This window comes from Ancylobacter defluvii (genome assembly GCF_018390605.1).
In the GTDB taxonomy this organism is placed as follows: Bacteria; Pseudomonadota; Alphaproteobacteria; order Rhizobiales; family Xanthobacteraceae; genus Ancylobacter; species Ancylobacter defluvii.
Map to the genome: position 1 here is coordinate 751,338 of NZ_JAHBGD010000024.1, position 18,016 is coordinate 769,353.

Genomic DNA, 18,016 nt, shown 5'->3' on the forward strand with positions numbered 1-18,016 from the left:
GCTATAGGCTGCGGGCCAAAGACTGTAGGCGGCTCAGCCGTGCCGCCGCGCCGCCGGCTCCCCGCCCGCTCCTCCGGCCGGCTCGCCGCGCAGGCCATAGCGCCAGAACCGATCGGGCAGCGGCCCGGCCGCCGCGTTCCCGGCGTAGAGCGAGCGGCCCTCGCGGATGCCGTGCCGCAGATAGTGCAGCAACGGGTTGTGATCGGACGGAACGTCCTTGTTGCTGCGGAAATAGTCGCCGGTGCTGAACAGCAGGCTGGGATTCCAGCCGTTCCGGAAGCCGGTGTCGAGATAGTGCCGCGCCGCCTCATGCGGCTCGATGCCGTAGGTCTCGACATACCAGGCCTTGTCGAACAGTGCGCTGGATTCCAGCAGCCGGATGTCGTCGTCCTGCGGATCGGGCACCCGCGCGATCACCTCGGCAACCACCTCCGCTGGCGGCGGGGCGGGCTCGGGCGGGGAGCCGGCCCCGGCGAGCGGCGCCGCGAGCCGCTCGCGCATGTCGCGGCACTGGTTGAGGCAGTCCTGCAGCAGCGCGGCGGCCCGCAGCGCCGCCGCCTGCGCCACGCCGCCGGCGCGCCGCTCGCGCCCGGTCCGGCCGTTCAGCCGCAGCCGCTTGCGCAAGCGCGTCGGCACACAATAGACCAGCCGCTGCCGCAGCGTCTTCGACCGCACCGCCAGCGCGCGCGCCTCCTCGCCATGGGCCTCACGCAAGGCGAGAACCAGCTGCTCCGCATGCGCGATCATCGGCGGCACGGCGCCGCGTATTTCGGCGCTCTCTCGCTCCGCCGAACGCCGCCGTTCCTCCAGCGCCCGGCACTCCTGTTCGAGCGCGGCCAGCTCCTGCCGATGCGAGGCCTCCGCCTGCGCCAGCCTGGCCTGGCGCTCGGCATGGAAGGCGCTCTTCAGCTGGTCGATCTCGCGCGCCAGCGCCTCGTCCTTCTCGGCGAGCCGCCGCAGCTGCGCGAGCTGGGCGTCGCGCTGCTCGGCGATCACCGCCGCCTGCGCCTGGATCAGCGCCTGCCGCTCGTCGAGAATGCGCAGCTGTTCCCGCAGCACCGTCTCGTTGCCGGCCAACAACGCGTCCTTGTCGTCGGAAACCGCCCGCAACGCCGCCACCTGCCGGGTGAGTCCGTCATAGTCGTCGATGGCCTGCCGGCGCACCGCATCCAGCGTGCCGGTCAGCTCGTTGCCCCTCGCCTGCAGCGCCTCGAGCGCGCCGGCGCCGGTTTCGGTGCCGTCGACCAGCACCGAGGCGGCGGGCGCCTCCAGCGGCGCGTCGGAACACAGCGCCACCAGGAACACCGGCCTGGCCGGCGGCAGCGGCGTCCGGCCCGGCGCGGTGCCGTGCAGCCACCATATGTCTGCGGCCGGCGTGTCAGTCGCAGCGGCGATCACCGAGGCAAGGCCGACCGCCTGGCCGCGCAGCTCGACATGGGCGAAGAGCTGCCGCAATTCGTCGGCGAACTCGGCCGCCGAGAACTCGGCAAGGTGGAACTGGTTCCGGTTGTTCAGCTCTCCGGAATAGACCTCGCGGTCAGGGGTCGAGACGATCAGCCGGCCATCGGGCTTGAGCACCCTCCTGAGTTCGCGCAGCGCAGCGCGCGGGTCGGCGACGTGCTCGATGGTCTCGAAGCAGACCACCGCGTCGAAGCTGCGGTCGGCGAAGGGCAGCGCGCCGACCTCGCCGGCCTTGAAGCTGAGATTGGCGATGCCGCCATAGTGGCGGGCGGCATGGGCGATAGCCGCCGCGTCGAGATCGACGCCCACCACCTGCGCGGCGCTGCGGGCGAGAAAGGCGGCGCCGTACCCCTCGCCGCAGGCGACGTCGAGCACCGACGCCCCGGCCGTCAGCCCGGCGGCGAAGGCATAGCGGTGCTGGTGCTCGGCCGTAATGCTGCCGGCGGTTCCGGGAATGTAGCGCTCGCCCGTATCGTCCATTGTCCGTCCCCCGGCCGGGCGGGGCGCGAGGCGCCGCCCGGCATTGCGTCCGCCCTGCATGGGTAACGGAAAGCCGGCGGCCTCGCCAGAGCCGGCCGGCGCGCGCAAGCCCGGCCGCTCAGCGGGTCAGCCGCTCAGCGCGTCAGCCAGTCACCGGGTGAGCCAGGTCGCCAGCCGGTTGGTCGCCTCGGTCAGCTGCGCCTCGCCGCGGGCGAAGCACAGGCGGATGAAGTCCTCCCCGCCCGGCCCGAAGGCGGTGCCCGGCGCAAGGCCGATATTGGCCTCGTCGACCAGCTTGAGCGCCAGCGCCCGCATGTCGGTCTCGCCCTCGACGCCGAAGAAGGCATAGAACGCCCCCGGCGGACGGGCGAGCCGCACCCGGTTGGTCGGCAGCAGCCCGTCGGCGACGATGTCGCGCCCGCGCCGGGCCCGCTCGATCTGGTGAGCGACGAAGCTCTCGCCGCGCTCCAGCGCCGCGATGCCGGCCCGCTGCATGAAGGGAGCGACGCCGGAGGTCGAATACTGGATCAGGTTGGCGATGACGTCGCCGAGTTCCGGATTGGCCTCGATCCAGCCGAGCCGCCAGCCGGTCATCGCCCAGTTCTTGGAGAAGGTCTGCACGAACAGGATGCGGTCGTCCGGCTCCATCACGTCGTGGAAGGAGGGCGCAACATGACGTCCGTTCACCCCGCCTTCGCCGGCCTCGTAGTAGAAGCGGCCATAGATCTCGTCGGCGACGATCCACAGGCCGTGGCGGCGGGCGATGTCGAGCACGCCGCGCAGCGTCTCCGCCGGCGCGACGAAGCCGGTGGGGTTGGCCGGCGAGTTGATGAAGATCACCCGCGTGCGCGGGGTCACCGCGTCCTCGAGCCGGTCGAGGTCGAGCGAGAAGCCGTCGGCGACGTCGAAGTCGAACGGCACGAAGACCGGCCGCGCGCCGAGCACCTGCGCCGCCGCCGCCGCATTCGGCCAGGCCGGCGAGGGAATGATGATCTCCTCGTCGGCGCCCATCGTCAGCGCCAGGCAGAGCTGGATCGCCTGCATGCCCGAGCCGGTGACGAAGAAGCGCTCGGGATCCTCGGGGACGCCGTAGAGCCCGGCAATGTATTTGGCGATGGCGGCGCGCAGCTCGGGAATGCCGCGCTGCCAAGTGTAGAAGGTTTCGCCGGCGGCGAGCGAGCGCGTCGCCGCCTCGGCGATGAAGGCCGGCGTCGGCAGGTCGCCCTCGCCGGCCCAGAGCGGGATCATGCCCGGCCGGGTGCGGCCGTAGTTCATCACCTCGACGATGCCGCTGCCGGGCACCGCCAGCGCCTGCGGGCGCACATAGTCGAGGAGGGAAGGAGACGGCACGAAAGGATTGGGGGCGGTCGGCATGAGGTCTTCCCGGCTGGTTCGGCGAAGCTACTAACATAGCGTGCCCTCGTCGTCGCGTTCATCAAAAGCTTAGCTGCAACCGATCGATCGCCGTGATGACCGCCCCCGCTCCCCTCACGGCGATGGCGGCGGCGCGGCCTGTCGCGCCCGATATTGGAGAACGTCGTCGCGGCCGATTCCGGCGGGCGCCGCGCCGGAGCGCGGTGCGTTCCCGCCGCCATGCGCACCTCGCGCGGGCCATTGCGCCCGGATCGATCCGCCTGCCGGTTCGCCCACCCGGTCCGAAAGCGTTAGCCATTGTGAAGCCTGCCGGCGTCGCGTAATCCGGTCGCCAGGCAATATGCCAGCGACCACCGGACCACGAGACGCCTGGCCTCCCAACGAGTGCGATAGCCGTGCCCCTTCCCTCCGGCAGAATCCCCCCCTTCCGCCTCGCGGCGCTGTCGGGCCAGCCCGGCGCCCATCGCTTCCGCCTGCCGCTGCTGCTGCGCCTCCTTGCCCGCCGCGGCCCGCGGCCGCTGGTGCTGCTGGCGGAGGCGGCGGCCGGCGCCGGCCTGTCGGCCGAGGATGCCGCCGGCCGGCCGCTCGGGCATTGGCCGCGGGTCGAGGCGCAGCCCTTCGCGATACCGCTGCCGCGTGGGGCCGCGACGCTGGTGCTGCACCGCGCCGCCGAGGAGGAAGGCGCGCCGCCGCCCCGGCTCGGCTGGTATCCGCTCGCCCGCCTGGCTCTGCGCTGGCAGGCGCTGCGCCACAAGGTACCGGCGCCGCATGCGGCGGTGCGGGCGTTGCGCGCCCAGCTGAAGCGGGCGATCTGGACCTCGCCGGCCGCCGATCTGTTCAACCTTCCGGCCTATCGGCGCTACCATGCCGGTCATGTCGGCGATTTCGGCGACAGCGTCCCGCTGGCCGCCGCCCCGCCGGTCGCCTTCGCTTCCGCCGCCGGCGAGATGCCGCTTGCCCGCCTCGCGACGGTGGCGCGGGCGCTCGCCGCCCAGACCGACCGCTGCTTTTCGTGGATTCTCGCCGTGCCGCCGGCGCGGCTGGCGCGCGAAGGTGCGGCGCTCGCCGCGCTGAGCGCACGCCTGGTCGAGGCGCCCGCCGATGCCGCCGCCGGGCTCCGTGCCGCCATCGACGCCAGCGGCGACGAATTGCTGGTGCCGCTCGATCTCGCCGGCGCACCGACCCGCGACGCGGTGGCGATGATCCGCGCCGCCTTCGCGCAAGCGCCCGACTGCGCCCTCGCCTATACCGACGAGGGGTTTCGCGACGCGGCGGACCGCCCGGCCGGCGCCGCCTTCAAGCCGGCCTTCAACCGCCATCTGCAGATCGCCGCCGGTTATATGGGCCATCTCGTCGCCCTGCCCGCGGCCGACGCCCGCGCCCTCCGCCTGAACCCCGCGCTCGGCGGGGCGGCGCTGCACGATCTTCTGCTGCGCCACATCGAGGCGGTGCCGCCGGGGCGCATCCTGCATATTCCGCGCATCGCCTATGAGGGGCCGGAGCGGCCGACCGACGGCTTCCTGCCCACGGAGGCCGCCCGCGCCCGCGACGCGCTGGCCGCCCGGCTCGGCCTTCCCGTCGAGACCGCGCCGATCGAGCCGGCGAGCCCGCGCCTGCAACTGCGCCCGCTCTATCCCGTGCCGGCACCGCCGCCGCTGGTGTCCATCGTGGTGCCGACCCGCGACCGTGCCGAACTGCTCGCCACCACGCTGAAGACGCTGATCGCGCTCACCGCCTATCGCGCCTTCGAGATCGTCATCGTCGACAATGGCTCGCGCGAGCCGGCGACCTTCGCCTTGTTCGAGGAGATCAAGACGCTGTGGCCGGCGACCCGCGTGGTGCGCGACGCCGGCGACTTCAACTTCGCCCGTCTCTGCAATGCCGGCATTGGAGCCGCCGCCGGCGCGATGATGCTGCTGCTCAACAACGACATGGAGATCATCGAGAGCGGATGGCTCGGCGAGATGGTGTCGCTCGCCGCGCTTTCCGGCACCGGCCAGAAGGTAGGCATCGTCGGCGCCAAGCTGCTCTACCCGAGCCGCGGCGTGCAGCATGCCGGCTTCATCGTCGGCCTGCGTGAGGGAGCGGGCGGCCACTGGTTCGTCGGCGCCGGCCCGCATGCCGGCGGCCTGCGCGGCCGGCTGGTGCTGCGGCAGAACCTCTCCGCCGTCACCGGCGCCTGCCTGCTGGTCACCCGCGCCTGCCTCGATGCCGTCGGCGGGCTCGACGAGGTGCGCTTCGCCGAGGACTGCAACGACATCGACCTGTGCCTGCGCGCCCGCCATGCCGGCTTCGAGGTGGTGTTCACGCCGCTGGCGACGCTGATCCACCACGAATCCGCCTCGCGGCTCGACAATCCCGGCGCGCCGATCTCGGCGAAGCGGCGCGAGGAATGGGCGCGCTTCGAGGCGCTATGGGCGCCGTCACGCCATACCGACCCGCATTACAGCCCCAATCTGCGCCGCGATAATGTCTACGCCCTGCCCGGCCGCCATCCCGCCGGCCCGCGCGCGCCGCGCACCGAGAGCATCGGCACCGGCGAGGCGAGGCGGACGCCTCCCAGCCAACCCGGACCGCGCCGGTGAACGACCTCGCCGACAGCATCGTCGCGCTCTATCGCCGCCATGCCGGCGCCTGGAGCACGGCACGCCTCGACGGTGCGCAAGGCTCCCGCCTGATGGAGGCGGGCTGGCTGGCGCGCTTCCGCGCCCTGCTGCCGCCCGGCGCCGACGTGCTGGACATAGGCTGCGGGCCGGGCGTGCCCATCGCCCGCCACCTCGTCGAGCACGGCCACCCGGTCACCGGCATCGACAGCGCGCCGGAAATGATCGCGCTTTTCCGCCGCAACCTGGCTGCGTGGCAAGCTCCCACCGCCGAGACCATCGCCGCCCAAGCCGTCGTCGCGGAAGCCATCGTCGCCGATATGCGCAGCCTGGCGCTCGGCCGCCGCTTCGGCGGGCTGATCGCCTGGGACAGCTTCTTCCATCTGGCGCGGGAACCGCAGCGCCGGCTGTTCCCGGTGTTCGCCGCCCATGCGGCGCCCGGCGCGCCGCTGCTCTTCACCACCGGTCCGGCGGAGGGCGATGCCATCGGCACGCTCGAAGGCGAGCCGCTCTATCATGCCAGCCTCGATCCGGCGGAGTACCGCGCCCGGCTCGACGCCGCCGGCTTCGACCTCGTCGCCCATCAGGCGGAAGACCCGGAATGCGGCGGCCACACCGTCTGGCTGGCGCAGCGGCGCGGCTAGCCCGCCGTGCCCAGCCGGGCGCGGTCGTAGCGGGCCTTCAGCGGCTCCCACCACGCAGCGTTGTCGAGATACCAGCGCACGGTCTTCTCGATGCCGCTCTCGAAGGTCTCGGACGGCACCCAGCCGAGTTCGTCCTTCAGCTTGCTGGCGTCGATGGCGTAGCGCGCATCATGGCCCGGCCGGTCGGCGACGAAGGCGATCAGCGCCTCGCGGGCGCCGATCCGCGCATCCGGTACCACCCGGTCCATGATGGCGCAGATGGTCTTCACCACGTCGATGTTGCGGCGCTCATTATTGCCGCCGACATTGTAGCTCTCCCCGAGCCGGCCGGTGGTGGCGATCAGCTCCAGCGCCGCGGCGTGGTCGTCGACATAGAGCCAGTCGCGCACATTCTCGCCCCGGCCGTAGACCGGCAGCGGCTTGCCCTCCAGCGCATTGAGGATGGTGAGCGGGATCAGCTTCTCCGGGAAATGATACGGCCCGTAATTGTTCGAGCAGTTCGACATCACCACCGGCAGCCCATAGGTGTGGAACCACGCCCGCACCAGATGGTCGGACGCCGCTTTCGACGCCGAATAGGGCGAGCGCGGATCGTAGGAGGTGTCCTCGCGGAACAGCCCGTCGGCGCCGAGCGAGCCGAACACCTCGTCGGTGGAGATGTGGTGGAAGCGGAAGCCCTTCTGCGCCCCGGCATCGAGCGCGCGCCAGTAGCGCAGCGCCTCCTGCAGCAGGTTGAAGGTGCCGACCACATTGGTCTGGATGAAGTCGCCCGGCCCGTCGATAGAACGGTCGACATGGGATTCGGCGGCCAGATGCATCACCAGCTCGGGGCGGAACGTGTCCAGCGCCTCGCGCATCGCGCTCGCATCACCGATATCGGCCTTGAGGAAGCGGTAGTTGGGGCTGTTGTCGATCTCGTTCAGCGAGGCGAGATTGCCGGCATAGGTGAGCTTGTCGACATTCAGCACCTGCCAGCCGTCCCGCACCAGGCGACGCACCACCGCCGATCCGATGAAGCCGGCACCGCCGGTCACAAGCACTCGCCGCATCGTCACATCCCTGCCACGCCTCGAAGGTCTGGCGGACTATCACGAGGGGAAAGCGCTTGCCTAGAGGCGGCCGGCCCGCCAGCAGCGCCGTACCGGCGACGGCACCGCTCGCAGCGGCAGCTTCACCCGCCCCCTCGGCACCGCAACCGAGCCGGGAGCCAAAGAAAGAGGCCCTCGCCTCGGCGGCGGCATGATGGCGGCATGGCTCGCGGCGATGGAAGCGCCGGCACACCGCACGCCGGGCCGTCGCCACAAGGGCACCCGGCTGCCCACCTGTCGGCACAAGCCATAAGCTGCCGCACCGTCTCGGCTGGCGCGGCAATCTCGTCTATCGCCGGCAGGCGCCGGTCAGGCCGCCGCCGGGCGCCACCCTCACGCCTTGCGGGCGAGGATGTCGCGGATCTCGCCCAGGAGCACCTCTTCCTTGGTCGGCGGCGCCGGTGCCGGCGGGGCCTCGGCGGCCTTGCGGCGCAGCCTGTTGATGCCTTTCACCACCAGGAACAGGATCCAGGCGATGATGAGGAAATTGATCACCACGGTGAGGAAGTGGCCATAGGCGAACACCGCCCCCTGCTCACGGGCGGCGGCGAGCGAATTGGCGGTGACGTTGGAGGACAGGCCGATGAAGTAGTTGGAGAAGTCGAGTCCGCCGAAGATGGCGCCGACCACGGGCATGAACAGGTCGGATACCACCGAGGTGACGATCTGGCCGAAGGCGGCGCCGATGATCACGCCGATGGCGAGATCGACGACATTCCCCTTGATGGCGAATTCCCGGAATTCCTTGAGCATCACGTCTCCTCCGGCCGAATCGCGCGACTCCCCATGGCCGCGCCACTCGGAGTGTTTTAGCGCGGTGGTGCGCAGCGGCAAGCACGCACCTCCCCCCCTCATGGGTGCGCCATCTGGCCGGCGCATCCATCGATGCATCGAGGCTCCATTGGCCGCGCGCCGCCGAACTCCCGCCGCCGCATCGGCCTCCGCGCGGCGAGCGCTTGCCTCGAACGGCGCTTGCCTCGAACGAGCGCCTGCCCCGAGCACGCCCCCCGACGCAGCCGGCTGGCTGCCGGCACCTCGCCCGGGTTCGAATCAGGCTTCGGCCGGTGGCCGTCACGGCGGCGCACAAGGAGCGAGCGATGACCGGCTGCCCGTCCGGCTCGCGGCATCCGTTCGAGCCTCCATCTGTGCCGCCCGTCCCCTGCTGCCTGCCTGCCCGCCCGCCGCACCGCCCGCTTGCCCCGTCCGGCCCGCCGGGCGCATAAAGAACCACCGCTGCCGCGGCTTTGCCGCCGTCCGCCCCCAACCGGAGATCCCATGCTTCAGGCCTGGGTCATCATCGCCGTCGCCCTCGCCTATATCGGCTGCCTCTTCGCCGTGGCGAGCTATGGCGACCGCCGGCCGGTCAGCAGCAGGCGCGGGCGCGGCCGACCGGCGATCTATTCGCTGTCGCTGGCGGTCTACTGCACCTCCTGGACCTTCTTCGGCTCGGTCGGCCTCGCCACCACCCAGGGCGTCGACTTCCTCACCATCTATGTCGGGCCGATCCTGGTCTTTGCGCTCGGGGTGCCGCTGCTGCTGCGCATCGTGCGGCTGGCGAAGGCGCAGAACATCACCTCGATCGCCGATTTCATCGCCGCCCGCTACGGCAAGAGCCAGGGCGTCGCCGCGGTGGTGGCGCTGGTCGCGATCCTCGGTTCGCTGCCCTACATCGCGCTGCAACTGAAGGCGGTCGCCATCTCGCTGGTGGCGATGCTCGGCGATTTCGAGGGGTTCGGGCTGCACTACCCGGTCATCGGCGATCTGGCGCTGCTGGTCGCCATGGCGATGGCGGTGTTCGCGGTGCTGTTCGGCACCCGCCATATCGACGCCACCGAGCACCAGGAAGGGCTGATGCTGGCGGTGGCGGCGGAATCCATCGTCAAGCTGGTCTCCTTCCTCGCCGTCGGCCTGTTCGTCACCTTCGTCATGTTCGCCGGCCCCTTCGATCTCGTCGAACAGGCGCGGGAGAAGGACGTGCTGCCGGTGCTGACCCGGCACTTCTCGCTCGGCGACTGGGGCACGATGGCGGTGCTCTCCGCGCTCGCCATCCTCATGCTGCCGCGCCAGTTCCATGTCGCGGTGGTCGAGAACACCTCGGAGGCGGAGATCCGCACCGCCGCCTGGCTGTTTCCGCTCTACCTCGTCCTCATCAACATCTTCGTCATTCCCATCGCCATTGCCGGCCTGGTCGCCTTCCCGCCCGGCTTCATCGACGGCGACATGTACGTGCTCGCCCTGCCGATGTCGGTCGGCGCGCAGGGGGTGGCGCTGGTCGCTTTTGTCGGCGGCCTGTCGGCGGCGACCGCCATGGTGATCGTCGAGACGGTGGCGCTGGCGGTCATGGTCTCTAACGACCTCGTCATGCCGCTGCTGGTGCGTGGCCGGCGCCACGCGGCCGAGGAGGCGGCGGCCGATGCGCGGGCCGGCGGGTCGCAGCGGATCGGCGGCGCCCCGGCCCATTCCGACATGGGCCACAAGCTGCTGCTGGTGCGGCGGGCGGCGATCTTCGCCATCCTGCTGCTCGCCTATCTGTATTACCGCATCACCGGCGAGGCGCAGCTGGCGCAGATCGGCCTGCTGTCCTTCTCCGCGGTGGCGCAGTTCGGCCCGGCGCTGCTGCTCGGCCTGGTCTGGCGGCGCGGCACCGCGCGCGGGGCGATGGCCGGGATCGCCGCCGGCGTGGCGCTGTGGGCCTATACGCTGCTCGTCCCCAGCCTCGCCGATGCCGGCCTCATCCCGCAGGCCCTGCTGACGGACGGCCCGTTCGGCCTTTCCTTCCTGCGCCCGCAGGCCTTGCTCGGCCTGCATGCCGCGCCGCTCACCCATGGCGTGCTGTGGAGCCTGAGCATCAATCTCATCGTCTTCGTCAGCGTGTCGCTCACCCGCCAGCCGAGCCCGATCGAGCGGCTGCAGGCCAGCGTCTTCGTCGAGGCCGACCGCTCGACCTCGGCGCCGAGCTTCCGGCTCTGGCGCTCGCCGGTCACGGTGGGCGAACTCACCGCCACCGTGTCGCGCTATCTCGGCGAGGAGCGCACCCGCGCCTCGTTCGAGGGCGTGTCGGCGATGCGCGGCCTGTCGCTCGATCCCGGTCGCGAGGCGGATTTCCAGCTCATCCGCTATGCCGAGCACCTGCTGGCCTCGGCCATCGGCGCCGCTTCTTCACGTCTCGTGCTGTCGCTGATGCTGCGCAAGCGCACCGTCTCGACCAAGGCGGCGCTGAAGCTGCTCGACGATGCCTCCGCCGCCATCCAGTACAATCGCGAGATCCTGCAGACCGCGCTCGACCATGTCCGCCAGGGCATCGCGGTGTTCGACCGCGATTTGCGGCTGGTGTTCTGGAACCGCCAGTTCGGCGAGATGCTGGACCTGCCGCCGGAGGTGGTGCGCATCGGCATCGGCATCGACCAGATCCTGCGGGTCGGCGCCGCCAGCGGGCTGTTCGGCCCCGGCCCGGTCGAGGAACTGGTGCGCGAGCGGCTCGCCCGCTTCGCCCGCCGCAATGCGAGCTTCATGGAGCGCCTCGCGCCGCGCGGCGTGGTGATGGAGGTGCGCATCAACACCATGCCCGACGGCGGCGTGGTGGTGACCTTCACCGACATCACCCCGACGGTCGAGGCCGCCGAGGCGCTGGAACGCGCCAACGAGACGCTGGAAAAGCGGGTGAAGGAACGCACCCGGGCACTGGAGCACCTCAATACCCAGCTCGCGCAGGCCAAATCGGAGGCAGAGGAAGCCAACATCTCCAAGACCCGCTTCCTCGCCGCCGCCTCGCACGACATCCTGCAACCCTTGAACGCCGCCCGTCTCTACGCCACCAGCCTCGTCGAGCGCGCCGTCACGGCGGAGAACATCCGCCTCGCCCAGAATGTCGACGCCTCGCTGGAGGCGGTGGAGGAGATCCTCGGCGCCCTGCTCGATATTTCCCGCCTCGATACCGGCGCGATGAAGCCGGATCTCGGGCCGTTCCGTCTCGACGACATCTTCCGCCAGCTGGAGGTGGAGTTCGCCCCGCTGGCCAAGGAGAAGGGCCTGCGCCTCACCTTCGCGCCGACCTCGGCGGCGGTGCGCTCGGACCGTCGCCTGCTGCGGCGGCTGTTACAGAACCTCGTCTCCAACGCCATCAAATACACCCCGCGCGGACGGGTGCTGATCGGGGTCCGGCGGCGGCCCCGTGCGGCGGGCGGGCGGCTGCGCATCCAGGTGTTCGACACCGGCCTCGGCGTGCCGCAATCCAAGCAGAAGCTGATCTTCAAGGAGTTCCAGCGTCTCGACCAGGGCGCCAAGGCCGCGCGGGGCCTGGGACTGGGGCTCTCCATCGTCGAGCGCATCTCGCGGGTGCTCGACCACCCCATCGAGCTCGCCTCGCAGCCCGGACGCGGCAGCATGTTCGCCATCGAGGTGCCGAGCGCGCCGCCGATCCCGGCCGCCGCCGGGCCAGCCCCCCGCGCGACCGCCGTGCCGATCGCCGGGCTCGACGGCCTGTCGGTGCTGTGCATCGACAACGACCCGGCGATCCTCGACGGCATGGACACGTTGCTGTCCGGCTGGGGCTGCCTCGTGCTGAAAGCCGCCGACGTGCCCGGCGCGCTTGCCATGCTGCGCGAGGCCCGCGCCCGGCCGGACGTGCTGCTGATCGACTATCATCTCGACGAGACCGACGGCATCGAGGCGACCAAGCATCTGCGCTGGAAGCTCGACCAGTCGCTGCCGGCGGTACTGATCACCGCCGACCGCTCGAAGAAGGTGCGCGACACCGCCAAGGCGACCGAGATGGAGGTGCTGAACAAGCCGGTGCGTCCGGCGGCGCTCCGCGCCCTGCTGGCGCAATGGCGCGCCATGCGGGCGGCGGCGGAGTGAGGCTGCCGCCTTGCGGTTCGCGGTCTCTCCCGGGCCGCCCCATCTGGAGGAGACGCGGAGATGGAACGGTTCACCGGCGGCTGCCTGTGCGGCGACGTTCGGATCGTGGCGACGGGCCAGCCCTATCGGGTCGGCCTGTGTCACTGTCTCGACTGCCGCAAGCATCATGGCGCGCTGTTTCATGCGTCGGCGATTTTCCCTCAGGACGCCGTGACGATCGCGGGGGACGCACGCGGCTATGCCGGCCGGTTCTTCTGTCCCCGCTGCGGCTCCCCCGTCTTTGCCCGCACCGGCGACGAGGTCGAGGTGAATCTCGGATCGCTGGATGCGCCGGACCAGCTGATGCCGACCTATGAACTCTGGACGATCCGCCGCGAATCCTGGCTGCCGCCCTTTCCGCTCGCGCGGCGCTACGAGCGCGACCGCGAGGGGACGGGCCGAACGGAGGAATAGCGCGCGCGGAAGCCGCTCCTCAGGGATGCGGGGCGGGAAAGCCGTGCCGTTCGGAAAGTGCGGCGAGGATCGCGTCCTTGTCGGCGATGAAGCCGCGCCCGCTCTGTTCGCCGGTCTGATGCCGCGAGGGTCTTCCATCCGCCAGCACCAGAAGCGGCAGCGATTGGTTCGCGTCGCCCACCAGGTCGATCACCGCCTGCCGTGGGCGCGTCCAGGCGATCCGCTCGACATCGAGGCGCGCCGCCAGCAGCGGAAACGAGGCCAGCACGCCCTCGATCAGGGCGCAATGCCAGCAATAGAACACCTGGCCGGGATAGGCCGGATCGGTGAAGCCCGGCTTCAGCAGGAACAGCGTGTCGCGTTGCATGACGAGGCTCGACGATGGAGGCGGGAGACCGGCGCGCCTCGCGCCGGCCGGCAGACCTCATGCCGGTGCGGAAACAGCACGCGGAACACGCAGGAAGTTTCGGGCGAGCGCGGCGGGCACCGGCCCCGGCCTCAGCCCGCCACCTGCGACCACTGCCCGGCCTCGATCCTGGCGGCGGCGATCACCGCCTGGGTGCGGCTTTCCACCCCGAGCTTCTGCAATATCGCCGAGACATGCGCCTTCACCGTCGCCTCGGAGACGCCGAGCTCATAGGCGATCTGCTTGTTCAGCAGGCCCTCGGACAGCATCATCAGCACCCGCACCTGCTGCGGGGTCAGCGTGGCCAGCCGCGCCACCAGCGCCGCCGCCTCCTTATCGCTGCCGGCGGAGAGGTCGATATCGGGCGGTGTCCAGGTGTGCCCCTCCAGCACCGCGGCGATGGCGTCGCGCATCGTCTCCACCGCGCTGGTCTTGGGGATGAAGCCGGCGGCGCCGAATTCCATGCAGTGGCGGATCACCCCCGCCTCCTCATTGGCGGAGACCACCACCACAGGAATGGCGGGGTATTGCGCGCGCAGATACATCAGCCCCGAAAAGCCGCGCACCCCCGGCATGGTGAGGTCGAGCAGCACCAGGTCGATCTCGCTCTCGCGCTCCAGCAGCGCCTGGAGGTCCTCGAAGCCGCCGGCCTCGAACAGCTCGACCTGCGGAAACTGCCGCGTCACCGCCTCGCGCAGCGCCCCGCGAAACAAGGGGTGGTCATCGGCGATGGCCAGCCTGAAACTCGTCGTACCCACCTGCAAAAGGCCCTCTCGGTTTCAGCCGGCATACGCCGTTGGTCGCATATGCCGCGCCGCGATCATGGTTCGGTCGCCCCACTCATGCAAGCATTACCGCGGCAAGCATTACCGCCGGAGCCGATAGCGCGGCCGGCGGATCGGCAATATCGATGTGAACATTCGTCTTCGGGGGAAAGCTTTAGTTGCCATCGCCGACGAATGCCACCGTCAATTCGCGCCGGTGCGGCCGGGCGCGGTGTTCGACGAGATAAATCCCCTGCCAGGTGCCGAGCCGCATGCGCCCCGCCACCACCGGGATGGTGAGATTCACCCCGGTGATCACCGCCTTCACATGGGCGGGCATGTCGTCCGGCCCCTCAAGGTCGTGCACCCAGCCGGCATCTTCGGGCGCCAGCCGGTCGAGCGCCGCGAGCAGGTCTATGCGCACGTCGGGATCGGCGTTTTCCTGGATGGTCAGCGACGCCGAGGTGTGGCGGCAGAACAGCGACACCTCGCCGTCGCCGGCGCCGATGTCGGCGAGGAACCGCGCCACCGCGCGGGTGATGTCGGTGAAGCCACGGCCCGGCGTGTCGATGGCCAGCTCGGCGCTCACCCGCCGCGTCACCGTGGTTTCGCGCGGCTCGCCCTGTCGTATCTCGGTCACGGTCCGGCCTTTCTGTGTCGGTTGCATCTCTCGGCTCTCCGGCCTCAAAGCCCGACCGCCGTGGCGAGGCAAGGCAAAATTCCCCTCCCCGTCGCGATAAGGACGGAGAAACCGCGGTTTTCCCGGCGATCCGCCTCGCTCGCCGCTGTCCGGGCCGCCGCTCCGGACGGGGAAAACCGCCGATCGGCGCCTCGCCCGCCATTCCTTTGCTGCACTGCACTGGACGAATGGGCGCCGCTGGGTTTGGATAGGGCGGAACCGCACCGGATGCTCGTCCTCGATCCGAACCCCAAGGTCCACCTTGCGTCGGACTCGATGTCCTCGGCCAACGCCATCATGGAGCGCACCCTGCCTATGGCTGCCCAGAGCTCTACGCCCGCTCCGGCCCTTCCCGGCCGCGACACGCCCACCCTCACGCTGGATCCTGCCTTGTTCGATCCGGCTTCCATCTCGCCGGAGACCCGCGCGGTCAATGCCGGCATCGTCAAGGCGCTGGGCGCGATCCCGGACCGCTGGGTATTCCCGATGGCGGTGCTGCGCAAGCTGCGGCTGGACGGCAAGGGCCCGTTCCCGCTGGCACCGGAAAGCCCCTATGCGCGAGTCGAGGAAATCGACGGCCCGCACGGTCCGGTGTCGCTGCGCATCTATACCCCGCCGGAGGCGGCCAAGGGCGTGTATCTGCACCTGCATGGCGGCGGCTGGTGCCTCGGCTCGGCGCGCGAGAATGACGGGCTCAACCACCGCCTCGTCGAGCGCACCGGCTTCGCCGTCGTCTCGGTCGATTACCGTCTGGCGCCGGAAAATCCCTGGCCGGCGGCGCCGGACGATTGCGAGGCCGCCGCGCTGTGGCTGGTCCGCGAGGGCAAGGCCCGCTTCGGCACCGAGCGTTTCGTCATCGGCGGCGAATCGGCGGGGGCCAACCTCGCGGCGGCGACGCTGCTGCGCCTGCGCGACCGGCACGGCCTGACGCCGTTCCGCGCCGCCAATCTCAATGCCGGCTGCTACGATCTCGGCCTCACCCCGAGCGCCCGCGGCTGGGGCGACGAGCCGCTGGTGCTCAACACCAAGGACATCAACGTCTTCGTCGGCCATTACCTGCGCGAGTGCGGCGAGGTGGCGACGCCGGACATCTCGCCGCTGCATGGCGATCTCTCCGGCCTGCCGCCGGCGCTGTTCACCATCGGCACCCGCGATGCGCTGCTCGACGACACGCTGTTCATGGCGCCGCGCTGGCTCGCCGCCGGTAACCGCACCGAACTCGCCATCTATCCCGGCGGCTGCCATGTCTTCATCGGCTTTCCCGGCTCGCTGGCCGACCAGGCGCTCGCCCGCATCGCCGGCTTCCTCGCCGCCAGCTGAGCGGCGGGGCCGCCAGAGCAAGGCCCGCCATCGGATAAGGCTGCGCACCCCTGCCGTCAGAGCTTGTCGCCCTGCGGCGGGTCGCTCCGCAGCCGCTCCATCATCTCGTAGAAGCGGCGGAACATGGCCTCCGCCTTGCGCATGGCCTCGTCCATCGCCCCATCGAAGCGCCTCTGCGCGTCGTCGGGCGGAGCCGGCGGGGCCGCGTTCGGCGCCGGATCGGGCGACGGCGCGCGCGGCGGTCCGGCAATGTCCGGCACGCCGGCGCCACCGCCGGCGGCGGCCAGCCGATCCCGCAGCCGGGTGATCTCGGCTTCCAGCGCCGCCCGTTCGTCCGGCATCGCCTCGCAGCGCCACACCCCGCTACGGCTGGCGCAGAAGCTCATCGTGCCCGAGCGGGTGTCGAGCCTGAGCACCCCGCCCTCCACCGGCTGCATGGTGAAATGCGGCGCAGTTCCAACAGCCGGCGGCGGCGATGGTGGCGTGTCGGAAGCCGCCGGCTGCGCGCGGGCGGCGGTGATCAGGGTGAGCGCCATCAGCGCAAACAGAGCCAGGCGAAGCATGGAGGCCTCCGCGTTTCCGCCATCGCGGGTCCCGGTCGTCCGGCGCGCGCGCCAGTCCGTCTTCACGCCGCCGGTGTGAACGGCGCCCGGTTCCTCGACAACGCCGCATCGAGCAGATCGATCCGATCCTGCCCCCAGAACACCTCGCCGTCGAGCACATAGGCCGGCGAGCCGAACACATCCGCCTCCACCGCGCGGGCGCGGTTGGCGTCATACAGCGCGCCGACGCTCTCGGAGGACGCCGCCTCCAGCAGCGCCGCCGGCAGGCCGAGCTCCGCCAGTATCACCGCGAGCTGCGCCGGGTCGGCGATGTTCTCCTGGCGCTGCCACACCCCGGCCATCAGTCGCGACACCAGGGCATCGACGTCATGGCCGGCCTGCGCGGTGGCGAGCACCAGCCGGTCGGCCAGCGCGCCGTCGAACGGCCAATGCGCCGGATGCAGGTGGAACTCCAGCCCGCGCGCTTCGCGCCAGCGCTGCAGCTCGATCAGGCGGTAGCGCTGGCGGGCCGGGTGGCGCTTGGGCAGCGGCAGGCCGCCGGTCTCGGCGAACAGCCCGCCGAGCTGCACGGGATGATAGCGCAAAGTGAGCCCGTGGCGCCGCGCCACCGCGATGAAGGCGGCATGGCCGATAAACGCCCAGGGGCTGACGACGGAGAAGAAGTAGTCGACCGAACGGCTCATCCGCGCCTCGCTGGAGCCCTTGCCGCCGGGCGAGCCCCGGAGCCGCGCAAGGCACTCGTTTCGACAGATCCGGCGGCCGGTGCGGCCGCGGCACCCCTGTTGAAGCGCAGTCGCGCCGGCGCTTCAAGTCCACCTCGAAACGAAAACGGCGCCCGAGGGGCGCCGCTTCGAAAGGCTGGTGAGGCTGGATGCCGGCGGGCGACGCTCAGGCGGCGTTGCGAACCGGATAGGAGGCGATCATCTGCTTGAGTTCGCCGATGGCTTCCTCGATCTCGGCCTTCTGCTGCTCGAGCAGGCCGAGCTGATCCACGCACTTCTCGCGGGTCAGGGCGAGGCCGCTCATGGTGGCGGTGCCTTCGCGCAGGGCAACCATCGCCTTGATCTCGGCGAGGGTGAAGCCGAGCTTCTTGCCCTTCAGGATGATGGCGAGGCGGGAGCGGTCGGAGGGGGTGTAGAGGCGGGTCAGGCCCTCGCGGCGCGGGGAGAGCAGGCCCTTGTCCTCATAAAAGCGCAGGGCGCGCAGCGTCACGTCGAACTCGCGGGCGAGGTCGCCGATGGTGAAGAAGAGCGCGTCGCCCGAGGACGTGGCAGCGGTCTCGACGGCACGATCCTGCTCGTAGGAAGTGAAATCCATCGCGGGT

15 protein-coding genes are annotated in these 18,016 nt (G+C 70.8%); 5 read left to right on the forward strand and 10 right to left on the reverse strand.

Annotated elements, in window-relative coordinates; all coding sequences use genetic code 11:
- Positions 1-33: 33 nt before the first annotated feature.
- Positions 34-1,941, reverse strand: coding sequence for a class I SAM-dependent methyltransferase (locus KHC24_RS19690; RefSeq protein ID WP_213364994.1), 1,908 nt, complete (start codon positions 1,939-1,941; stop codon positions 34-36).
- Between the two features lie 150 nt (positions 1,942-2,091).
- On the reverse strand, positions 2,092-3,315 hold the full coding sequence (locus KHC24_RS19695; protein ID WP_213364995.1) for a pyridoxal phosphate-dependent aminotransferase: 1,224 nt from the start codon (positions 3,313-3,315) through the stop codon (positions 2,092-2,094).
- Positions 3,316-3,710: 395 nt separating this feature from the next.
- Between KHC24_RS19695 and KHC24_RS25565 the strand changes: the two genes are divergently transcribed.
- Both KHC24_RS25565 and KHC24_RS19705 read left to right on the forward strand, forming a co-directional pair.
- A complete protein-coding gene (locus KHC24_RS25565) occupies positions 3,711-5,900 on the forward strand; it encodes a glycosyltransferase family 2 protein (protein ID WP_213364996.1) in 2,190 nt (729 codons plus the stop codon).
- Positions 5,897-6,562, forward strand: a complete 666-nt coding sequence (locus KHC24_RS19705; RefSeq protein WP_213364997.1) for a class I SAM-dependent DNA methyltransferase — start codon at positions 5,897-5,899, stop codon at positions 6,560-6,562. Before KHC24_RS25565 ends, KHC24_RS19705 begins: the two co-directional genes overlap by 4 nt.
- Here KHC24_RS19705 and rfbB read toward each other — a convergent pair.
- Entirely contained in the window at positions 6,559-7,611 is a 1,053-nt protein-coding gene (gene rfbB, locus KHC24_RS19710) for a dTDP-glucose 4,6-dehydratase (protein WP_213364998.1), read from the reverse strand. The genes KHC24_RS19705 and rfbB overlap by 4 nt on opposite strands.
- 372 nt (positions 7,612-7,983) lie before the next feature.
- Complete coding sequence (gene mscL, locus KHC24_RS19715) at positions 7,984-8,403, reverse strand: large conductance mechanosensitive channel protein MscL (RefSeq protein ID WP_213364999.1); 420 nt, start codon at positions 8,401-8,403, stop codon at positions 7,984-7,986.
- Between the two features lie 522 nt (positions 8,404-8,925).
- Between mscL and KHC24_RS19720 the strand changes: the two genes are divergently transcribed.
- Complete coding sequence (locus KHC24_RS19720) at positions 8,926-12,507, forward strand: hybrid sensor histidine kinase/response regulator (protein WP_213365000.1); 3,582 nt, start codon at positions 8,926-8,928, stop codon at positions 12,505-12,507.
- 60 nt (positions 12,508-12,567) lie between these two features.
- Complete coding sequence (locus KHC24_RS19725; protein ID WP_213365001.1) at positions 12,568-12,960, forward strand: GFA family protein; 393 nt, start codon at positions 12,568-12,570, stop codon at positions 12,958-12,960.
- 19 nt (positions 12,961-12,979) lie between these two features.
- Here the strand turns inward: KHC24_RS19725 and KHC24_RS19730 are convergent, their stop codons facing one another.
- From KHC24_RS19730 to KHC24_RS19740, 3 genes are all read right to left on the reverse strand, one after another.
- The gene (locus KHC24_RS19730) at positions 12,980-13,327 is read right to left on the reverse strand and encodes a DUF3088 domain-containing protein (protein WP_213365002.1); all 348 of its coding nucleotides are present in this window, start codon (positions 13,325-13,327) and stop codon (positions 12,980-12,982) included.
- A gap of 131 nt (positions 13,328-13,458) precedes the next feature.
- A complete protein-coding gene (locus KHC24_RS19735) occupies positions 13,459-14,124 on the reverse strand; it encodes a response regulator transcription factor (protein WP_373878585.1) in 666 nt (221 codons plus the stop codon).
- 181 nt (positions 14,125-14,305) lie between these two features.
- Positions 14,306-14,797: a secondary thiamine-phosphate synthase enzyme YjbQ gene (locus tag KHC24_RS19740; RefSeq protein WP_213365004.1), complete on the reverse strand. Its 492-nt coding sequence runs from the start codon at positions 14,795-14,797 to the stop codon at positions 14,306-14,308.
- Between the two features lie 327 nt (positions 14,798-15,124).
- Between KHC24_RS19740 and KHC24_RS19745 the strand changes: the two genes are divergently transcribed.
- Complete coding sequence (locus KHC24_RS19745; RefSeq protein WP_213365209.1) at positions 15,125-16,129, forward strand: alpha/beta hydrolase; 1,005 nt, start codon at positions 15,125-15,127, stop codon at positions 16,127-16,129.
- A gap of 56 nt (positions 16,130-16,185) precedes the next feature.
- Here the strand turns inward: KHC24_RS19745 and KHC24_RS19750 are convergent, their stop codons facing one another.
- The 3 genes from KHC24_RS19750 to KHC24_RS19760 form a co-directional block, all read right to left on the reverse strand.
- The gene (locus tag KHC24_RS19750) at positions 16,186-16,692 is read right to left on the reverse strand and encodes a hypothetical protein (RefSeq protein WP_213365005.1); all 507 of its coding nucleotides are present in this window, start codon (positions 16,690-16,692) and stop codon (positions 16,186-16,188) included.
- Positions 16,693-16,754: 62 nt separating this feature from the next.
- On the reverse strand, positions 16,755-17,375 hold the full coding sequence (locus KHC24_RS19755; protein ID WP_213365006.1) for a 2-hydroxychromene-2-carboxylate isomerase: 621 nt from the start codon (positions 17,373-17,375) through the stop codon (positions 16,755-16,757).
- A gap of 205 nt (positions 17,376-17,580) precedes the next feature.
- A complete protein-coding gene (locus KHC24_RS19760) occupies positions 17,581-18,009 on the reverse strand; it encodes a MerR family transcriptional regulator (RefSeq protein WP_213365007.1) in 429 nt (142 codons plus the stop codon).
- Positions 18,010-18,016: the final 7 nt, after the last annotated feature.

What these genes read in the sequence shown, in the direction of transcription:
- KHC24_RS19760 (WP_213365007.1), bottom strand. Translation starts at nt 18,009, where the DNA reads ATGGATTTCACTTCCTACGAGCAGGATCGTGCCGTCGAGACCGCTGCC.
- mscL (WP_213364999.1), bottom strand. Translation starts at nt 8,403, where the DNA reads ATGCTCAAGGAATTCCGGGAATTCGCCATCAAGGGGAATGTCGTCGAT.
- KHC24_RS19745 (WP_213365209.1), top strand. Translation starts at nt 15,125, where the DNA reads ATGGCTGCCCAGAGCTCTACGCCCGCTCCGGCCCTTCCCGGCCGCGAC.
- KHC24_RS19730 (WP_213365002.1), bottom strand. Translation starts at nt 13,327, where the DNA reads ATGCAACGCGACACGCTGTTCCTGCTGAAGCCGGGCTTCACCGATCCG.
- KHC24_RS19725 (WP_213365001.1), top strand. Translation starts at nt 12,568, where the DNA reads ATGGAACGGTTCACCGGCGGCTGCCTGTGCGGCGACGTTCGGATCGTG.
- KHC24_RS19750 (WP_213365005.1), bottom strand. Translation starts at nt 16,692, where the DNA reads ATGCTTCGCCTGGCTCTGTTTGCGCTGATGGCGCTCACCCTGATCACC.
- KHC24_RS19720 (WP_213365000.1), top strand. Translation starts at nt 8,926, where the DNA reads ATGCTTCAGGCCTGGGTCATCATCGCCGTCGCCCTCGCCTATATCGGC.
- KHC24_RS19755 (WP_213365006.1), bottom strand. Translation starts at nt 17,375, where the DNA reads ATGAGCCGTTCGGTCGACTACTTCTTCTCCGTCGTCAGCCCCTGGGCG.
- rfbB (WP_213364998.1), bottom strand. Translation starts at nt 7,611, where the DNA reads ATGCGGCGAGTGCTTGTGACCGGCGGTGCCGGCTTCATCGGATCGGCG.
- KHC24_RS19695 (WP_213364995.1), bottom strand. Translation starts at nt 3,315, where the DNA reads ATGCCGACCGCCCCCAATCCTTTCGTGCCGTCTCCTTCCCTCCTCGAC.
- KHC24_RS19740 (WP_213365004.1), bottom strand. Translation starts at nt 14,797, where the DNA reads ATGCAACCGACACAGAAAGGCCGGACCGTGACCGAGATACGACAGGGC.
- KHC24_RS19690 (WP_213364994.1), bottom strand. Translation starts at nt 1,941, where the DNA reads ATGGACGATACGGGCGAGCGCTACATTCCCGGAACCGCCGGCAGCATT.